The sequence below is a fragment of the Acidobacteriota bacterium genome (genome assembly GCA_022340665.1).
Lineage (GTDB): Bacteria > Acidobacteriota > Thermoanaerobaculia > Thermoanaerobaculales > Sulfomarinibacteraceae > Sulfomarinibacter.
The window spans coordinates 1-15,647 of record JAJDNM010000145.1 but is presented as its reverse complement, the minus strand read 5'-3'; the positions used below and the strand labels follow the sequence as shown (position 1 = coordinate 15,647).

Genomic DNA, 15,647 nt, shown 5'->3' with positions numbered 1-15,647 from the left:
CTCACCTCCCGCTGCCCCTGACGTGCACCAGAGCAAACCGACCATCCTGCTCGCGTACGACTTCGCCGGCCAACTCGTGCGCAACAAGGGCGGCGAGCACGGCCGAGACTTCGAGACCGGCGCGCCCGGCAATTTCATCAACCGTCACCGCCTCGCCCGGAGCGATGAACCGGAGAAGGCCACGATCTTCTGCCTCGCGCGCCGGAGGAGGCGCTTCGCACCCGATGGCGTCGAAGAGATCGCGGGGTGTCAACAAGGGTCTCGCGCCCACCCTCAACAGCGTGTTCGGGCCTACTGACAGCTTCGAAAAGATGTTGCCCGGCACAGCCAGGACCTCGCGGCCCTCCTCGTTGGCGAGCCGCGCGGTGATGAGCGCCCCGGAGCGCGCCGCGGCCTCAACCACCACGACGGCGGCGGTCAGGGCGGCGATGACGCGATTTCGTTCCGGAAAATGATGCCGTCGCGGCGGCGTGCCGGGCGGGTATTCGGTGACCAACGCACCGGTCGCAGCCAACTCATTCGCCAACCGCGCGTGTTCTGGTGGATAGATCCTGTCCGGGCCGGCACCCCACACCGCCCAACTCGACCCCCCCACCTCCAAACATCCGCGGTGCGCGGCCTCGTCGACCCCTCGGGCCATTCCGGAAACCACGACCACTCCACCGCGGCCGAGCTCCTCGCCGAGCAGTCGAGCGACTTGCAGACCATACGGGGTCGCCCGACGTGCCCCTACAATTGCCACGGCTGGTGATCTCTTCAGTTCCCCTCGCACGAACAGGCCGAGGGGAGGATCGGATGATGCCTCAAGGAGCTCCGGATAATCTCCGTCCCCAGGAACCACCCAGCGCCATCCGATTTCGCTGATTCGCCGAATCACCTCGGGGGCCTCCGAAGCTGCGAGCCTGTCGGCCGTAGCAAGCAGTGCTCGTGGCGCCCCGATATTGGCCAACGCCTCAAGGTCGGTTTCGGCGCTCGGCAGCCGGGCCACGAGTCGGCGAACACGAGCGCCCCCTCCGGCAAGCACCAGCCCGAGCCGTAGCAATTGAGAGTCCGCGTGATTCATCGCACTCATGGTACCCGGGTCGTAACGGTTATACTCGGGGCATGGAATTTCGGGTGCTGGGAAGTTTCGGGGGCGACAGTCCTGTCTGCAGAATGACGTCGTTTCTGATCGATAGAAGGGTGGCGATCGATGCGGGCGCGATTACGCGCGCCCTGACGATCGAGGAGCAACGACAGATTCGGCATGTGCTCATCACCCACACCCACATGGATCACACAAACTCCCTGCCGTTTCTGATTGAGAATTCCTTCGGTGCGAGTGAAGAACCGGTGTCGATTTTCTGCACAAAACAAGTCCTCGCCGGTGTCCGACGACACTTGTTCAACAACGACACATGGCCAGATTTCACGCGCATCCCGAACCACCTCTACCCTTCAGTCCGGTTCAATGAGATCGTCATCGAATCGCCTTTTGTGATCGGGGAGCTTCCCGGTGGCACGCTCGAAGTCGAGGCGGTCAACGTCAACCATATCGTTCCTACAACCGGGCTGCTGCTCCGCCAGGGTGCTTCGAGCGTGATCTTCACATCGGACACCGGTCCCACGACGCGCATCTGGGAGGTCGCCAACGCTACCGAGGATCTCGCCGCGATCATTACCGAGGTCTCATTCCCGAATCGCCTCCAGGAGGTGGCCGACGTCAGCCGTCACCTGACTCCGCAAACCCTCGCCGCTGAACTCGCCAAGCTCGACCGCGATGTCCCCGTGTACATCTACCACTTCAAGCCACCATACGTGGAGGAGCTGAGGGGGGAGTTGGCGGCAACGACGCTGCCGCACGCGGTTGAGGAACTCGAACAGGATCGGGTATACCAATTCTGATTCGACTGGCGAAATCAGGAGGATCTCATCCTAGCTTCACGAGATCCGTGCGGAGATCGAAGATCAGCCGCTGCCTCATACCGGGCGCCGTGCCATTGATCCTACGATCGAGGGTCGCAGAGAGCAGGAGAGAGTCGTCCCTGCGGTCGAGCCGAATCTCCCTCAGGGGGTAGGCTCCGCTCCGGAGAGCAAGGCGCCATCCGTCTGCGCTGACCTCACAGCAGAAGACCGCGCTCTCACCGGTCACCAAGGTCACGCCAACATCGTCTCCCCGGGCCGTTGCGGCGGTGATGTCCTCGCGAGTTTCGAGGAGGGTTTTGGGATTACGCCACTGGTCTTGTGCGATGAGGGCAACAGGTCGACTCACCTCTACAACCTGGGAGCCGGCCGGATCACCGAAGTCAATGGAAGAAAGCACCGTCTCCGGCACGCGCCGAGTTCGCACCACGAGGTCTTCGAGTGCCTCCCGCGTCGCCGGCACTCGCAGCACGCCGAAGAGATCTTGAATTTCAAGCTCCCCGCGGTGCACGGTATAGCTCTCCGTATCTCCGAACCACATCAAATCAAACGGTTCTCCGGGCGCCGGTCCACTATCGTCATCGACCAGAAAAGGGCTTTCGGTGCCGGCCACATCGCGAAGAATGACGCCCCCGTCACGTCGAAACTCACACCCGCCCCCTATCGCCGCACTCGGCCCCAACGCGATTGGCATCCCGGGGGCGATGGTCCACCGACCCGAACCTACGAGCAGCGGCCAGGAGCGCCCGAATCCCCCGCCCGCGACGCGACCGACCGGTGCCGCGCGCGTCAGAACCCGAACACACTCCTCTGGCCCGAAGAACCACCCGCGATCGAGCACATCCTCCGGACTGGTGCCGAAATCTTCATCCGACCAGCGAAGGGGCAATCGCCGAGCCAGCTCCGCCGCGTGGACAATTTCCGGTGCCGGCTGTCGCGTTTCGGGGCTGGCGGTCAATGACTGAGCCGGCTGGCGATGTCGACGATGCGCTCCCTCGTCTCGTCCTCGAACCAGCAGTCGAGGAAGGCGGCGTTCTCGTCTGCCGAGGTCTGCTTCATTGCTTCCCAAACCTTGGCATATAGAAGGCGCTTGGTCTCGATGAACGCCCGTCGCGGCCGGCTGGCCAGCGTGGCGAGTTCAACCTCAGTCACAGCCAGCGTGTCCTGCTCGGCAGCTGTGCGGTGGACGATACCAAGCTCCCTCGCGCGGGTGGCAGTGCAGCCTTCGCCACGAAAAACGAGATTGTCGAGCGCAGGTGAGCTGAGGCGGGCACGCATCATTCGCAGAGCCGGGGCAGGAATCGGCACGCCGAGGTTGAGCTCGGAGAGGCCCTGCCGCGCCTGCCCTGTTGCCATCACGCGCAGGTCGCAGCATAGTGACAGGAGGCACCCTCCCGCCACCGAATGGCCACCGATCGCTGCCGCTGTCGGTCCGGGATATGAAAAGAGTTCGACGGTCAGCGCGTTGAAGTCGTTCAGAAAGGCCTGGATCTCATTGCGATCCGCTCGCGCCAGGAATTTGAGATCCCACCCTGGACAGAAGAGCGTTGGATGAGAGGAGGCAAGGACCACTGCTGGGCAGCCACTCTCGACAAGCTCCCTGATGCGATCTCTGAGCGCGGCCACCAGTGGCACGTCAAGGGCATTGGGTCCGTGGTCCATTACCAGCCTGTGGATGCCGCGATTTTCTTCGTGTCGAAGGACGCTATCCATTTTTGGCCTCCGTCATGCTGAGAAACGTTTGGTGAACTCGCGAATCTTTCGTGAGTTCTGGATGGAAGGTGGCGGCCAGTATGTTCTCCTGACGCACCAGCACAGGATCGTCATGCCACGTGCCGAAAACCTCCACCGAAGGATCATTGCACGTGATCCTGGGTGCCCGTATGAAAACTGCATCCATCTGCGGCGGCGGACCCAGCGCCGGGGCGACTTGGATTCGAGCGACCGTGGAATGAACCTGCCGACCATAAGCGTTGCGCTCGGCCTCGACCGACAGAAGACCGAGGCTCGGCTGATTCGGCACAACAGTTTCTGCGACAAGGATGACCCCTGCGCAGGTTGCGAGCACAGGCATGCCGGACCGCGTGCGCTCGACGATTCGTTGCGCGAGTCCTTCTGTCTCCATCAGCCGAAGCATTGTGGAGGACTCACCACCTGGAATGACCAGGGCCCGCACTCCTGCGAAATCGGCCGCCGACCTCACGAATATTGCAGGGACACCCAGGTCGCGAAGCATCGACGCATGCGCAGCCCAGTCGCCCTGCAACGCGAGAACACCTATCGCACTCAATGACTACCATCCCCGGCGCGACAGCATTTCCTCTGGCGTCAGCTTTCCTGCCTCGAGCCCCGACATCGCCTCACCCAGGCCACGAGAAAGCTCGGCGAGCCTCGCGGGGTCCCGCCAGTGCGTCACCGCCTCGACGATCGCGCGGCCCCGACGCGCGGGATCATCCGATTTGAAGATCCCGGACCCGACAAACACCGACTCCGCCCCCAGCATCATGCAGAGTGCCGCATCAGCCGGTGTGGCGATTCCCCCGGCCGCGAAATTGGGCACCGGCAGCCGTCCATTTTCAGCCACCCAGCGAAGCAGCTCGAAGGGAGCCTGAAGTTCCTTGGCGTGGCTCATCAACTCGTCATCTTCGAGAATTGTGAGCGTTCGAATCCCCCGCTGAACCGCGCGAAGATGGCGCACGCCCTCTACGATGTCCCCTGAGCCAGCTTCGCCCTTCGTGCGGATCAATGCCGCGCCTTCGCCAATGCGCCTGAGGGCCTCCCCGAGGTTTCGGCACCCGCAAACGAAAGGAACCTTGAATGGGTGCTTGAAGATATGATTCTCCTCATCAGCTGGCGTGAGAACTTCGCTTTCGTCGATGAAATCAACTTCGAGAGCTTCGAGAATTTTTGCCTCGGCCATGTGCCCGATTCGGACTTTGGCCATCACCGGGATCGAGACCGTGTCCTGGATTTCCGCGATCTTCTCAACCGACGACATCCGCGCCACTCCGCCCTGCACTCGGATATCGGCTGGCACGCGCTCGAGGGCCATCACGGCCGCAGCACCCGCATCCTCGGCCACCTTTGCCTGGTCGGCGGTCGTGACATCCATGATCACACCACCTTTGAGCATTTCTGCAAGCCCGATCTTCACACGAAACTGTGGATCGTTATGGTCCATAGCGACCTCCTCGACTTGGGCACATTGTACACACGAGAAGCAACCCCTTTCGGTGCGATCTCACGAAACCACCGGCCGCCGGAGGCGATAGAGAGCCACAGCGTTGATCGCAATGTGGGCACACGCCGCGGCTGGAAACCCACCCCACTCGAACACTACTCCCAGTACGACGCCGAGCAGGAGAGCCATAACCGGCCACATCCACAGCCGGCGGTCGGGAACAAGGTGGAGCACGGCAAAGAGGAGCGCGGCCGGAATGAGACCGATCACCGGCTGGAGCAGGGCTCGAATCAGGGCCTCCTCGGCAAAACCTGAGAACAGGGCTACGGCTGCAGCATCTGTGACGGTCCAATTGCCAACCATGCGGCGTTGCCATTTCTCGAGCGCGGCGAGAGCCGGCAGACGGCGGAACAGCCACAGGACGGCAGCGCAGAGCGCGCCGGCGCCCAGCCCTCCAAAAATGGCAACCGCAAATTCCGTTTGCGGCGCGAGTCCAACGACGAGACCCCCCGGTCGAAACGCCAAGCCGACCACCGCGATGACGGCTATCACCCCCTCCTGGTGGATCAGGAAGGCCGCCGGGATTGACCGCGCCGGCGGTTCCTTGTGGTGGGACGTATGACCGCGATGTCCCGATGAACCGTCGTCAGTCCTCATCTGTGGGTGGCGTGTCGGTGCTCTCGGAGCCATCGTCGCTGGTGACGTCATCATCGTCATCACCTGTCGCCTCCGCTCGAGCCACTGACACCACGCGATCTCCCTCGTCGAGGCGAATCACTCGGACACCCTGTGCGGCTCGCCCGAATCGCGAAATTTCTGCGGCGTTGGTCCGGATGAGCATGCCGCCCTCGGTCACCACGAGAATCTCGTCTTCTTCACGAACATATCGGATGGCTGCCACGGCGCCGTTCTTTTCAGTCAGCTGAATCAGCTTGACCCCATACCCGCCCCGCCGCTGGACGCGAAAATCGGAGATCTGGGTTCGCTTGCCATAACCGAGGTCGGTCACTACCAGGATGTCGTTCTCGTCCGTGGGCTCGAATGCCGCGAACTCCTCGACAAAATCCCCATCGCGAAGATTTACACCCCGCACACCAGCGGTGACTCTCCCCATCGGGCGCACGTCCGTCTCCTCGAAACGTATCGCCATCCCCCGGTTCGTGCCCATGAACACGTGGCCGGCGCCATCAGTGAGCCTGACCCCGAGTAGGTTGTCGCCCTCGTTGATAACCACCGCGCGGAGTCCGTTGGCGCGAATATTCGCGTAGTCTCGGAGCGGCGTGCGTTTCACCCTCCCGAGACGGGTGGCGAAGAAAAGATAGGAATCCTCGTGCTCCGCGAAGTCGCGAATGGCCAGGAGTGCGCGGACGTGTTCATCCGGCGCAAGCTGGAGCAGGTTGACGAGGGCGCGGCCTCGGGCCGCCGGTCCGACGTCCGGAAGCTCATGGACCTTCCTCGCAAACACTCGCCCGGTCGAGGTGAAGAAGAGCATCGTCGCATGTGTAGAAGCGACGAAGAGCTTCCAGACCTCGTCCTCGTCCTTGATCCCCATGCCCCGTCGCCCTCGCCCGCCGCGACGCTGTGCGCGGTAGGTTGCCGCTGCCGAGCGCTTGACATATCCACCTCGAGAGACGGTGATGACCATCTCTTCCTCCGCGATCAGGTCCTCGATGGAGATTTCGCTCGGATCTTCAATAATCTCGGTCCGCCGCTGGTCGCCGAACTTCTTTTTCACCGCGGCGAGTTCCTCGACGATGATCTCGGCGACCATGTCTTCGGATTCGAGCACCGCTTCGAGATGCGCGATCAGCTGCCGAACCTCTTCGTGCTCCTCGATGATCTTGTCGCGCTCGAGGCCGGTCAGCCGCTGCAGCCGCATGTCGAGAATTGCCTGCGCCTGTATTTTTGAGAGGCCAAAGTTCTCCATCAGGCCGGTGCGTGCGGTTTCCGGGTCGGCGGCGGCACGGATGAGGGCAATCACCGCATCGAGGTTGTCGAGGGCGATCACCAGCCCCTCGAGGATGTGTGCCCGCTCGCGTGCTCGTGCGAGGTCGAAGGCGGTGCGCGCCAGGACGACTTCGCGGCGGTGGTCGAGGAAGTACTGAATCAGCTCTTTGAGGTTGAAAACCCTCGGCTGGTTGTTGAGCACCCCCAAGAGGTTGATGCCAAAGGTCGTTCGCATCTGGGTGAGCGCAAAAAGGTTGTTTTGCACGACTTCCGGCACCGCGTCGCGTTTCAGCTCGATGACCACGCGGATGCCGTCGCGGTCGGACTCGTCTCTGAGATCGGCAATGCCCTCGATGCGCTTGCTCTGGACAAGGTTTGCTATCTGTTCGACGAGACGGGCTTTGTTCACCTGATACGGGATCTCGGTGACGATGATCGCTGCGCGTTTCTTGTTTTCTGCCTCGCGAATGCGCGTCCGGGCCTGCATGCGGATAATCCCCCGGCCCGTCGTGTATGCGTCATGGATGCCCTTCCGGCCAAGGATGAAGCCAGCCGTCGGGAAGTCTGGCCCTGGCACGAAGTCCATGAGATCCGCAACCGAGAGTCCCGGATCGCTGAGTAGCGCGATCGCGGCATCGACCACTTCTCCGAGGTTGTGGGGCGGGATGTTGGTCGCCATCCCAACCGCGATGCCGGAGGAGCCATTGACCAGCAGATTGGGCACGCGAGCCGGAAGGACGGTGGGTTCCCTCAACGAACCGTCATAGTTAGGTGCCCAGTCGACGGTTTCCTTGGCGACGTCATCGCCAAGCATCTCCTCGGCAAGCCGGGTAAGGCGGACCTCGGTGTATCGCATGGCGGCCGGCGAGTCGCCGTCCACCGAACCGAAGTTGCCCTGTCCGTCAACCAGGATGTAACGCATCGAAAAATTCTGCGCCATGCGAACCGCCGAGTCGTAAATCGCCTGATCACCGTGCGGGTGGTATTTACCCATGACGTCACCGACGATCCTGGCTGATTTCTTGTACGGCCGAGACGCTGTGTTTCCGCTCTCCCACATGCCGTACAGAATGCGCCGATGGACCGGCTTCAGGCCATCACGAACATCCGGAAGGGCGCGCCCGATGATGACCGACATCGCATAGTCGAGGTACGAGTTTCGGAGCTCGTCCTCGATGGTTACTGGCACACGGTCTTCGCGGGGAGCAGGCGGGTTGTCGGTCATCAGATGTCCAGGTTCCGTGCTTCGAGTGCGTTTGACTCGATGAAGTTTCGTCGAGGTTCGACCGCATCACCCATGAGGATGGTGAACAGCTCGTCAGCTCGCGCTGCATCTTCCACCGTTACTTGGAGGAGGCGGCGGGTTTCGGGATTCATGGTCGTTTCCCAGAGTTGATGGGGGTTCATCTCTCCGAGCCCCTTGTATCGCTGAATATTGAGCCCCTTCTTTGCCACTTCGTAAACCCGGCTGACGAGCTCGCGCAGGCTGGCGAGGGTCTCGCGGTCGCCGTTCCGATCGAGGTGGAACGGACCCACTCGTAACGCGGCCACACGCTCGAGTTGATGTCGCGCCCGCCGATAGTGGCCGCTGGATCCGAGCAGTTGTCCGAGGCGAACCTCGCGCCCCCGGCCGTTCAAGCCGACGCTGCAGATCACCTCTTGGACACCATGTTCCTCGTCAAGCTCGATGCGGGTGTTGTCGTATCCGAGCTCGCGCAGCTCGTCAGCCAATTCTTCAGCAAACCCCTCGCCGGTCGCTCCACCGTCCCAACGCGCCTCGGTGTCCAGTGTCGCCAGAACGAGATCCTGCGGCCAACCGCGACGTTCGAGGTGCTCGAGGCTGCGGTTCCAATCCTGCGCCGCAAGTATTGCCCGGCGAAGCTCGCGGCCGAAAAGCTCGCGACCGGTCGTCCCTATGACAAGGCGAAACTCGTCCTCTACCCGATCGAGCAGGAATCGCGAAAGGTCGCCATCGTCGCCGAGATAGACCTCCTTCTTTTTCCAGCTCACTTTGTAGAGCGGCGGCTGGGCGATATAGAGATGGCCCCGCTCGACCAGCTCTTGCATCTGACGGTAAAAGAAGGTCAGGAGGAGCGTGCGGATGTGCGAGCCATCGACGTCCGCATCGGTCATGATGATGATCGTGTGATAGCGAACCTTCGCGGGGTCGAATTCATCCTTGCCTATGCCGGTGCCCAAGCACTGAATCAGGGCCCGAATTTCCTCCGAAGCCAACATCCGGTCGAACCGAGCCTTTTCTACGTTCAAGATCTTCCCTCGTAGGGGAAGGACGGCCTGAAAGAGGCGGTCCCTTCCCTGTTTGGCCGATCCCCCGGCCGAATCACCCTCGACTATGAAAAGCTCTGAGAGTTCGGGATCGCGCTCCGAGCAGTCGGCGAGTTTTCCCGGCAGGGCGGAGGTTTCGAGGGCGCTCTTGCGCCGGGTCAGTTCTCTCGCCTTCCGCGCGGCATCGCGCGCGCGGGCAGCATCGAGGCACTTCGACACGATGTACTTCGCGACCGCCGGATTTTCCTCGAAGTGGGTGCCGAGGCGGTCGTTGATCACTGACTCCACCCAGCCCTTGGCGTCCGAAGAAACAAGCTTGTCCTTGGTCTGGCTCGAAAATCGCGGTTCCTGGATTCGCACCGCCACAACAGCGGTCAACCCCTCGCGCACATCCTCACCAGAAAAATTTTCCTTCATGCCCTTGAGAAGGCCGTGGCTCTGCGCATATGCGTTGATGGTCCGCGTGAGGGCGGCCCGGAAACCCGACAGATGAGTCCCTCCGTCTCGGTTGTAAACGGTGTTCGTGAAGGCGAGTACATTCTCGTTGTAGCCATCGTGCCACTGTAGAGCCACCTCCACCTCTTCGCCCTTCTCGTTGCTATCTTTGAGGTAGATCGGCTCTTCGTGCAGTGGGGTCTTCGATCGGTTGAGATATCGGGCGAACTCCTCCAGCCCTCCGTCAAACTGAAATTCCTCTTCGCGATCGCTGGTTTCATCCAAGAACTTGATGTTGACGCCGGAGTTCAGGAAGGCGAGTTCTCGGAGGTGGCGGACAAGAAGGTCCGGATGGAATTCGAGCACCGAAAATATCTCGGCATCGGGTTTGAAGGTGATGATCGTTCCGGTGCGGCGCGCAGTGCCCACCGCTTTGAGTGATTCCTCCGGCACGCCGCGGTGATACATCTGTTCCCAAACCCGACCGTCGCGATGTATTTCGAGACGCAGCCATTCGGCCAGAAAGTTGACCACGCTCACGCCCACCCCGTGAAGACCCCCCGAGACCTTGTACGAGTTGCTGTCAAACTTCCCGCCGGCATGCAACTCGGTCATGATGACCTCCGCCGCCGAGCGGCCCGTTTCACGATGGGTGTCCACGGGGATGCCGCGTCCGTCATCCCTGACGGTGACCGTCTGGTCGGCGTGAACCGTCACCTCGATCTGAGAGCAGTGTCCCGCCTGCGCTTCGTCGATTGCATTGTCGACCACTTCCCAGACCATGTGATGTAAACCGGACACATCATCAACATCGCCGATATACATCCCGGGCCGTTTTCGAACCGCTTCCTGTCCCTTGAGCACCTTGATGTTTTCGGCAGTGTATTTGTCAGTCATCTGTTGACGCCCCTTGAACCACGCTGGATCCGTTTTCGAGCCAAATGCTGCACCCGCGTGGGCCCACTAGATCCAAAACCTCTTCACTGGTGCTGGAGAGAAAAAGCTGTCTTTCGCTGCCGAGGCTGTGAGCCAGTCGTTTCAACGCCGCACTATCCAACTCGGCGTCGACATCGTCTACGACCACGGGAAAGCTCTCGTTTCGGTCCCTTTCCACCAGCATGAGTGCAGCGAGCTTCAGAGCCGCCGCCACTACTTTGATTTGACCCGAACTGAGTTCATATCGGACGCTTCGCCCATCGGCCTTCAAGCTCAGATCGTGACGGTGTGGACCGTCCACGGTGAACCCCATTTGACGATCGCGCGTCCGGGTCTCATTATACCTTTGTCTGTACAGAACTTCCACCGTTTCACGACCTTCGATCGGCTCGTTCCACGGTTCTGCCCGGTACTCTAGCGTGATTGCCGGCGACGCCTCGGCAGAAAGTTCTCTCCACACCTGCTGAAAGAGGTCAGACAAGGTAATTTGAGCGTCAACCCGGGCCCCGATGACTCGGGCAGCCGACTTCGCTAGAGGTCCCTCCCACGCTTCAACCTCAGCAGTCGTTGCTCCACTCACCAGAGCCGCATTGCGCTGCCGGAGAGCGCGACGGTAGCTGCGGATTTCAGTGAGGTGGTTAGGGCGCTGGAGAAACACAAATCGGTCGAGGAACCGGCGCCGGCTCTCTGGACCGCCGACAATCAATTCTCGGTCACTTCCCGCTATGGCAAACACGGGACATAGCTGCAAGTAGCGTTCAACGCTCACGGTTTTGCCGTCCACCCGCAGTGTTCTCCCAAGCGGCGGACCGTGTTCTACGACTTGCTCAAGGCAATACTGTCGCCCACCGGTCGAGATAAGCCCGCTCACCCGAAAACCCGGGCGCCCATGAGCGACTACCTGTCGCACACTCAAAGCACGAAAGGACCGGATATTACCCAGAATGACGACTGATTCCAGCAGGCTCGTTTTTCCCGCACCATTGGGACCGACCACGACATTTGTCGCGCTGCCGAATTGATATTCCGCATCCGACAAATTACGAACCCCGCTTATCGCAAGACCGCTTATCACCACGACCCGCTCTCCACACGCCTACCTCTCACCCGTCGCACTACGAGCTACGATTTCTCATCGCTCCTCTGCGTGCTCACCGTTCGGCTACTCGATGAGAACGATGGTCGCGCCATGTGTAACGCTCTACCTGCACCGGCTCTTAACCGGTCCACACGAGCGTGCTGGTCACAGCCGCATCGGCATGAGTACGTAAATGTATTCTTCGAGCCGGGGGTCGTCTTCAACTGGTACGACCACACATTGCGTGTTGCTATCCCGAAGCTGGAGCTCGACGTTATCACACTCGAGAACTTGAAGCACATCAATAAGATAACTGGCGTTCAGGGCAATTTCCAAACCGTCACCCTGGTACATGACGTTCAACGTTTCCTCAGCGCTCCCGCGCTCGTAACCGATCGAGACAAGGGTCAACTCACCGCTCGCGTCGAAGCGGAACCGAACGCCTCGAGCCTTCTCATGGGCCATCAGGCTCACGCGGCGAAGCGACGCGAGAAGTTCTTTGCGATCGACGCGCGCCCGATTCGGATTATCCCGTACAATGACTCGCTCATATTGCGGAAAACGGAGTTCGACGATCCGCGAGACGAGGGTTCTCTCGCCCATCAGAAAACCGAGATGATTACCGCCCGCCGAGATCCGTACTTCGTCGTCACCAAACCGAGCAAACTCGGCCAACAGCTTCCGAGGAAACAGTTGTTGTTCGAACGGTACCTCTCCAGCCGGGGCTTTCGCCCGTACCATCGCCAGACGATGCCCATCGGTGGAGGCGATTTCTATCTCCCCCGGTATCAACTTGACCAAAGCCCCGTTGAGCTGGAATTTCGGATCATCTTTAGTGATTGCGAAAGCCACCCGATCCAACATCAGCTGAAAGAGATCCAATGGCAGCGAATAGTCGCCTACTTCCGGAACTTCAGGCACGGTCGGATACTCCGACGGGTCCGATACCGCCATACGCGATTGAAACCTGCCGCACGTAATTTCTACTGCTTCGCCATCCTGCCGAAGTGTGAACTCCTCCTCTGGCAGACTTCGTACGAGATTCTGGAACACCTTGCTCTCGAGGGTAGCGCGCCCTCCTCCATGCACCGCGGCGGGACATTCTGTGACGATCGTCATGTCAAGGTCAGTCGCTACCATCCGCAGACGATTCTCCTCGGCTTCTGTGAGTATGCTCGAGAGTATGGGGATGGTGGTTCGGTGTTCGACGACCCCCTGAAGGATCGAGAGCTCTTGAAGAACCAGGTTTCGTTGCAGTTTGAGTTCCATCAATCGCCCTTTCCTGCTACGACTACGTACTTTCTGGCGAGAATATAGCATGAATCGTCGTCGTCGTCGAGGCTATGGAATCTGTGAGGAAACTCTTTAAATATTAATATTCGCAATACTTTAAATAGTTGAAATCTTGTGAGCTGGGGTGTGTAACGGTTGTGTTGGGGTGTGGAAAATCATCGCCCCCCACAGGCTGATGCACGCTGTCCACAAGCGATCCACATGCGACCTGTGGAATTTCAGATGAAATGTTCTTGAAAAGAGGTCAATGTCGCATCGAAGTCCGGGTTTGACTGGCGCATTTTCTGCACGCTGTCAACAGCGTACATGACCGTCGTATGGTGTTTGGAAAAAATCCGGCCGATTTCTGGAAAACTCAGTTCGAGAATCTGTCGGATCAGGTACATCGCGACCTGTCGGGGAAGGGCTATGGAGCGACGATTCGAGCGGCCTTTGATATCCGCGACTCTCACACCATAATGCTGAGCGACAAACCGGATAATGTCAGAGGGTGTGGTTGATCTCTCGTCCGGCAGAAGCTCGAAGAGCGCCATTCGAACGACATCGACCGAAATCTTTGAATTTTTGAGCTGGGCGTATGCGATTGTTCGATTCAGGCACCCCTCGAGCTCGCGTACGTTGTTCTGAGCGCGCCGAGAGATAAACAAAACGACGTCTTCTGGGAGTTCGCGCCCGATCGCACGCGCTTTCTCGCGCAAAATCGCGCATCGGGTCTCGAGGTCTGGCGGCTGGATGTCAGCGATCAGGCCCTGGAGAAAACGAGATCTCAAGCGTTCCTCGACCCCAGAAATATCAGCTGGTCGAGCGTCGGACGTAAATACTACCTGCCGGCCTGTCGATTGGAGGGTGTTGAAGGTGTGGAAAAACTCTTCCTGTGTCTGTTCTTTTCCGGCTATGAACTGGATGTCGTCGAGGAGCAGGAGGTCTACCTCGCGAAAGGTCTGGCGGAAGGCGTCCATCTGTTTACGGCGAATACAGTTGATGAGCTCGTTGACGAACTGCTCGGTGGTCATGTAGGTGACCTTGAGGGTCGGTTTCAAGTTCGCCAGGCGGTTGGCTATGGCGTGCAGCAGATGGGTCTTTCCGAGCCCTGATCCGCCATACAGATAGAGCGGGTTGTAGGTTTTACCTGGACGGTCGGCAACTGCCTCTGCTGCTGCTGCCGCAAACTGGTTCGATGACCCAACCACGAAACGCTCGAAGGTGAAACCGGGGTTAAAGGGGTGGGTAGCGATCGTCTTGCTCACCATCTCACCGGTAGGTGCGGCGTTCTCATCCCAGTTCATGAGAACGCGGAACTCCGCCCCATAATGACTGCGGGCCACGGTCTCAATATCTCGCTGAAGGTGGTCCCGAACCCATTCGGCGACGATTGTGTTATCGGTTGTCAGCGTCAGCGTGGTATTGGTGATATCAAGCACGGCGAGGGGCTCGATCCACGTCTGGTACTCCTCGTCGCCCATCATCTGGCGGAGGTGCGGTTGGAGAGCCTGCCAACGGTCCATCGGGGTAAGCTATCACAGCGCGGATCGGGATGCAGCGCTGCGAACGGCAGAATCGAACAGTTGCACACGACTAAAGGCGGCGCCAGGAGACACGGCTATCGCTTGACACCTAAACGGCGCTGCGATATCTTGACGCGCCCGATATTCGGGGAAGAGAGAGATCATGAAAAGAACGTTTCAACCAAATAACCGCAAGCGCAAAAAGACCCATGGCTTTCGGGTGCGCATGCGCACCAAGGGCGGCCGCAAGGTCCTCCGCGCGCGCCGCCGCAAGGGGCGCAAGCGGATTGCTGTCTGAGCAACGGTTTTTCCTTCCAGCATCATATCGGCTCAGAAAGCGGGCCGATTTTCAGCGGGTGTACAGCGAAGGTGTCCGGGTCAGTGGGCGGCACCTAGTGGTATTTGTTATGCGATCGGATGGACACCACGGCCGGTTCGGTGTGACCGCGTCACGACGCGTGGGTGGTGCAGTCGTGCGATCGCGGTGCAAGCGACGGCTTCGCGAGCTCTATCGCGTGCACCGATCCGAACTCGCGACTACGGCGCTTGACGTGGTGCTCAACGCACGCGACAGCACTGCTTCGGCCTCCTGGGCCGAACTCGAGAAAGACTACCTCGAGTGTATGCGTCGTGGCCTTGCGAGAGCACAACACGTCACGAAGGCAAACCCGGAATTTGAGCGGAGCCAGCCGATGGCGGAGAAAACGACTCTCTGATGGAGAAAAGACTTCTTTTGGCGTTCGTGCTATCGGCTGCGATTCTCCTCGCATGGTCGATCATCTTTCCTCCGCCGCAGCGAATATCGGGACCGCAGCCGGAAGGGACCGAACAGCCGCAAACAACTGAAAAAGAAGAGGTTGAGTCGGGAAGAATTGGAAACGAGGAGGTCTTAGCAGAAGAGGCTGAATCGCCAGAAGAGGCGAATCCGGACACCGCCATTACTGGCACCGGACCGACCACGACAACCCTCTCCAACGACTTCATCACGGTGGAGTTCACGAATGACGGAGCCCGCGTCGCATCCTACGTGCTGCGCGCGTACGATGGAGATGCCGGACAGCCGCTCGACCTCGTTCAATCGGTG

The 15,647-nt window shown here is 60.0% G+C and carries 15 protein-coding genes; 4 read left to right on the top strand and 11 right to left on the bottom strand.

All coding sequences use genetic code 11. The features are described from left to right. Position 1 precedes the first annotated feature (1 nt). Entirely contained in the window at positions 2–1,063 is a 1,062-nt protein-coding gene (gene dprA / locus LJE93_16315) for a DNA-processing protein DprA (protein ID MCG6950477.1), read from the bottom strand. A gap of 41 nt (positions 1,064–1,104) precedes the next feature. Here dprA and LJE93_16310 point away from each other — a divergent pair, with 41 nt between their 5' ends. Continuing rightward, the gene (locus LJE93_16310) at positions 1,105–1,884 is read left to right on the top strand and encodes a 3',5'-cyclic-nucleotide phosphodiesterase (protein ID MCG6950476.1); all 780 of its coding nucleotides are present in this window, start codon (positions 1,105–1,107) and stop codon (positions 1,882–1,884) included. 25 nt (positions 1,885–1,909) lie between these two features. Here LJE93_16310 and LJE93_16305 read toward each other — a convergent pair whose 3' ends face one another. From LJE93_16305 to dnaA, 10 genes are all read right to left on the bottom strand, one after another. After that, on the bottom strand, positions 1,910–2,860 hold the full coding sequence (locus tag LJE93_16305) for a hypothetical protein (protein ID MCG6950475.1): 951 nt from the start codon (positions 2,858–2,860) through the stop codon (positions 1,910–1,912). Beyond that, a complete protein-coding gene (locus tag LJE93_16300; GenBank protein MCG6950474.1) occupies positions 2,857–3,615 on the bottom strand; it encodes an enoyl-CoA hydratase/isomerase family protein in 759 nt (252 codons plus the stop codon). Before LJE93_16300 ends, LJE93_16305 begins: the two co-directional genes overlap by 4 nt. After that, positions 3,608–4,192, bottom strand: a complete 585-nt coding sequence (pdxT, locus tag LJE93_16295; protein MCG6950473.1) for a pyridoxal 5'-phosphate synthase glutaminase subunit PdxT — start codon at positions 4,190–4,192, stop codon at positions 3,608–3,610. The genes LJE93_16300 and pdxT overlap by 8 nt, the downstream gene beginning before the upstream one ends. A 3-nt stretch (positions 4,193–4,195) precedes the next feature. Further along, the gene (pdxS, locus tag LJE93_16290) at positions 4,196–5,083 is read right to left on the bottom strand and encodes a pyridoxal 5'-phosphate synthase lyase subunit PdxS (protein MCG6950472.1); all 888 of its coding nucleotides are present in this window, start codon (positions 5,081–5,083) and stop codon (positions 4,196–4,198) included. A gap of 60 nt (positions 5,084–5,143) precedes the next feature. Beyond that, positions 5,144–5,740, bottom strand: coding sequence for a CPBP family intramembrane metalloprotease (locus tag LJE93_16285; protein ID MCG6950471.1), 597 nt, complete (start codon positions 5,738–5,740; stop codon positions 5,144–5,146). Continuing rightward, complete coding sequence (gene gyrA, locus LJE93_16280; protein ID MCG6950470.1) at positions 5,730–8,255, bottom strand: DNA gyrase subunit A; 2,526 nt, start codon at positions 8,253–8,255, stop codon at positions 5,730–5,732. Before gyrA ends, LJE93_16285 begins: the two co-directional genes overlap by 11 nt. Further along, positions 8,255–10,648: a DNA topoisomerase (ATP-hydrolyzing) subunit B gene (gene gyrB / locus LJE93_16275; GenBank protein MCG6950469.1), complete on the bottom strand. Its 2,394-nt coding sequence runs from the start codon at positions 10,646–10,648 to the stop codon at positions 8,255–8,257. Before gyrB ends, gyrA begins: the two co-directional genes overlap by 1 nt. Next, positions 10,641–11,762, bottom strand: a complete 1,122-nt coding sequence (recF, locus tag LJE93_16270) for a DNA replication and repair protein RecF (protein MCG6950468.1) — start codon at positions 11,760–11,762, stop codon at positions 10,641–10,643. Before recF ends, gyrB begins: the two co-directional genes overlap by 8 nt. 168 nt (positions 11,763–11,930) lie before the next feature. Continuing rightward, positions 11,931–13,034 carry a DNA polymerase III subunit beta gene (gene dnaN, locus LJE93_16265; GenBank protein MCG6950467.1) on the bottom strand — a complete coding sequence of 368 codons (1,104 nt, stop codon included), beginning with the start codon at positions 13,032–13,034 and terminating at the stop codon, positions 11,931–11,933. A gap of 242 nt (positions 13,035–13,276) precedes the next feature. Beyond that, a complete protein-coding gene (gene dnaA, locus LJE93_16260; protein ID MCG6950466.1) occupies positions 13,277–14,563 on the bottom strand; it encodes a chromosomal replication initiator protein DnaA in 1,287 nt (428 codons plus the stop codon). A gap of 163 nt (positions 14,564–14,726) precedes the next feature. On the opposite strand from dnaA, the gene rpmH reads away from it, so the two are divergent. From rpmH to LJE93_16245, 3 genes are all read left to right on the top strand, one after another. Then, complete coding sequence (gene rpmH / locus LJE93_16255; protein MCG6950465.1) at positions 14,727–14,861, top strand: 50S ribosomal protein L34; 135 nt, start codon at positions 14,727–14,729, stop codon at positions 14,859–14,861. Then, positions 14,851–15,279 carry a ribonuclease P protein component gene (gene rnpA, locus LJE93_16250; GenBank protein MCG6950464.1) on the top strand — a complete coding sequence of 143 codons (429 nt, stop codon included), beginning with the start codon at positions 14,851–14,853 and terminating at the stop codon, positions 15,277–15,279. Before rpmH ends, rnpA begins: the two co-directional genes overlap by 11 nt. Next, on the top strand, positions 15,279–15,647 hold a 369-nt coding region (locus LJE93_16245), incomplete at its 3' end, for a hypothetical protein (GenBank protein MCG6950463.1). The genes rnpA and LJE93_16245, both read left to right, overlap by 1 nt.

Coding starts and splice junctions, on each gene's coding strand:
- rpmH (MCG6950465.1), top strand. CDS start 14,727: ATGAAAAGAACGTTTCAACCAAATAACCGCAAGCGCAAAAAGACCCAT.
- dnaA (MCG6950466.1), bottom strand. CDS start 14,563: ATGGACCGTTGGCAGGCTCTCCAACCGCACCTCCGCCAGATGATGGGC.
- LJE93_16285 (MCG6950471.1), bottom strand. CDS start 5,740: ATGAGGACTGACGACGGTTCATCGGGACATCGCGGTCATACGTCCCAC.
- dprA (MCG6950477.1), bottom strand. CDS start 1,063: ATGAATCACGCGGACTCTCAATTGCTACGGCTCGGGCTGGTGCTTGCC.
- pdxS (MCG6950472.1), bottom strand. CDS start 5,083: ATGGACCATAACGATCCACAGTTTCGTGTGAAGATCGGGCTTGCAGAA.
- dnaN (MCG6950467.1), bottom strand. CDS start 13,034: ATGGAACTCAAACTGCAACGAAACCTGGTTCTTCAAGAGCTCTCGATC.
- gyrB (MCG6950469.1), bottom strand. CDS start 10,648: ATGACTGACAAATACACTGCCGAAAACATCAAGGTGCTCAAGGGACAG.
- LJE93_16300 (MCG6950474.1), bottom strand. CDS start 3,615: ATGGATAGCGTCCTTCGACACGAAGAAAATCGCGGCATCCACAGGCTG.
- LJE93_16310 (MCG6950476.1), top strand. CDS start 1,105: ATGGAATTTCGGGTGCTGGGAAGTTTCGGGGGCGACAGTCCTGTCTGC.
- gyrA (MCG6950470.1), bottom strand. CDS start 8,255: ATGACCGACAACCCGCCTGCTCCCCGCGAAGACCGTGTGCCAGTAACC.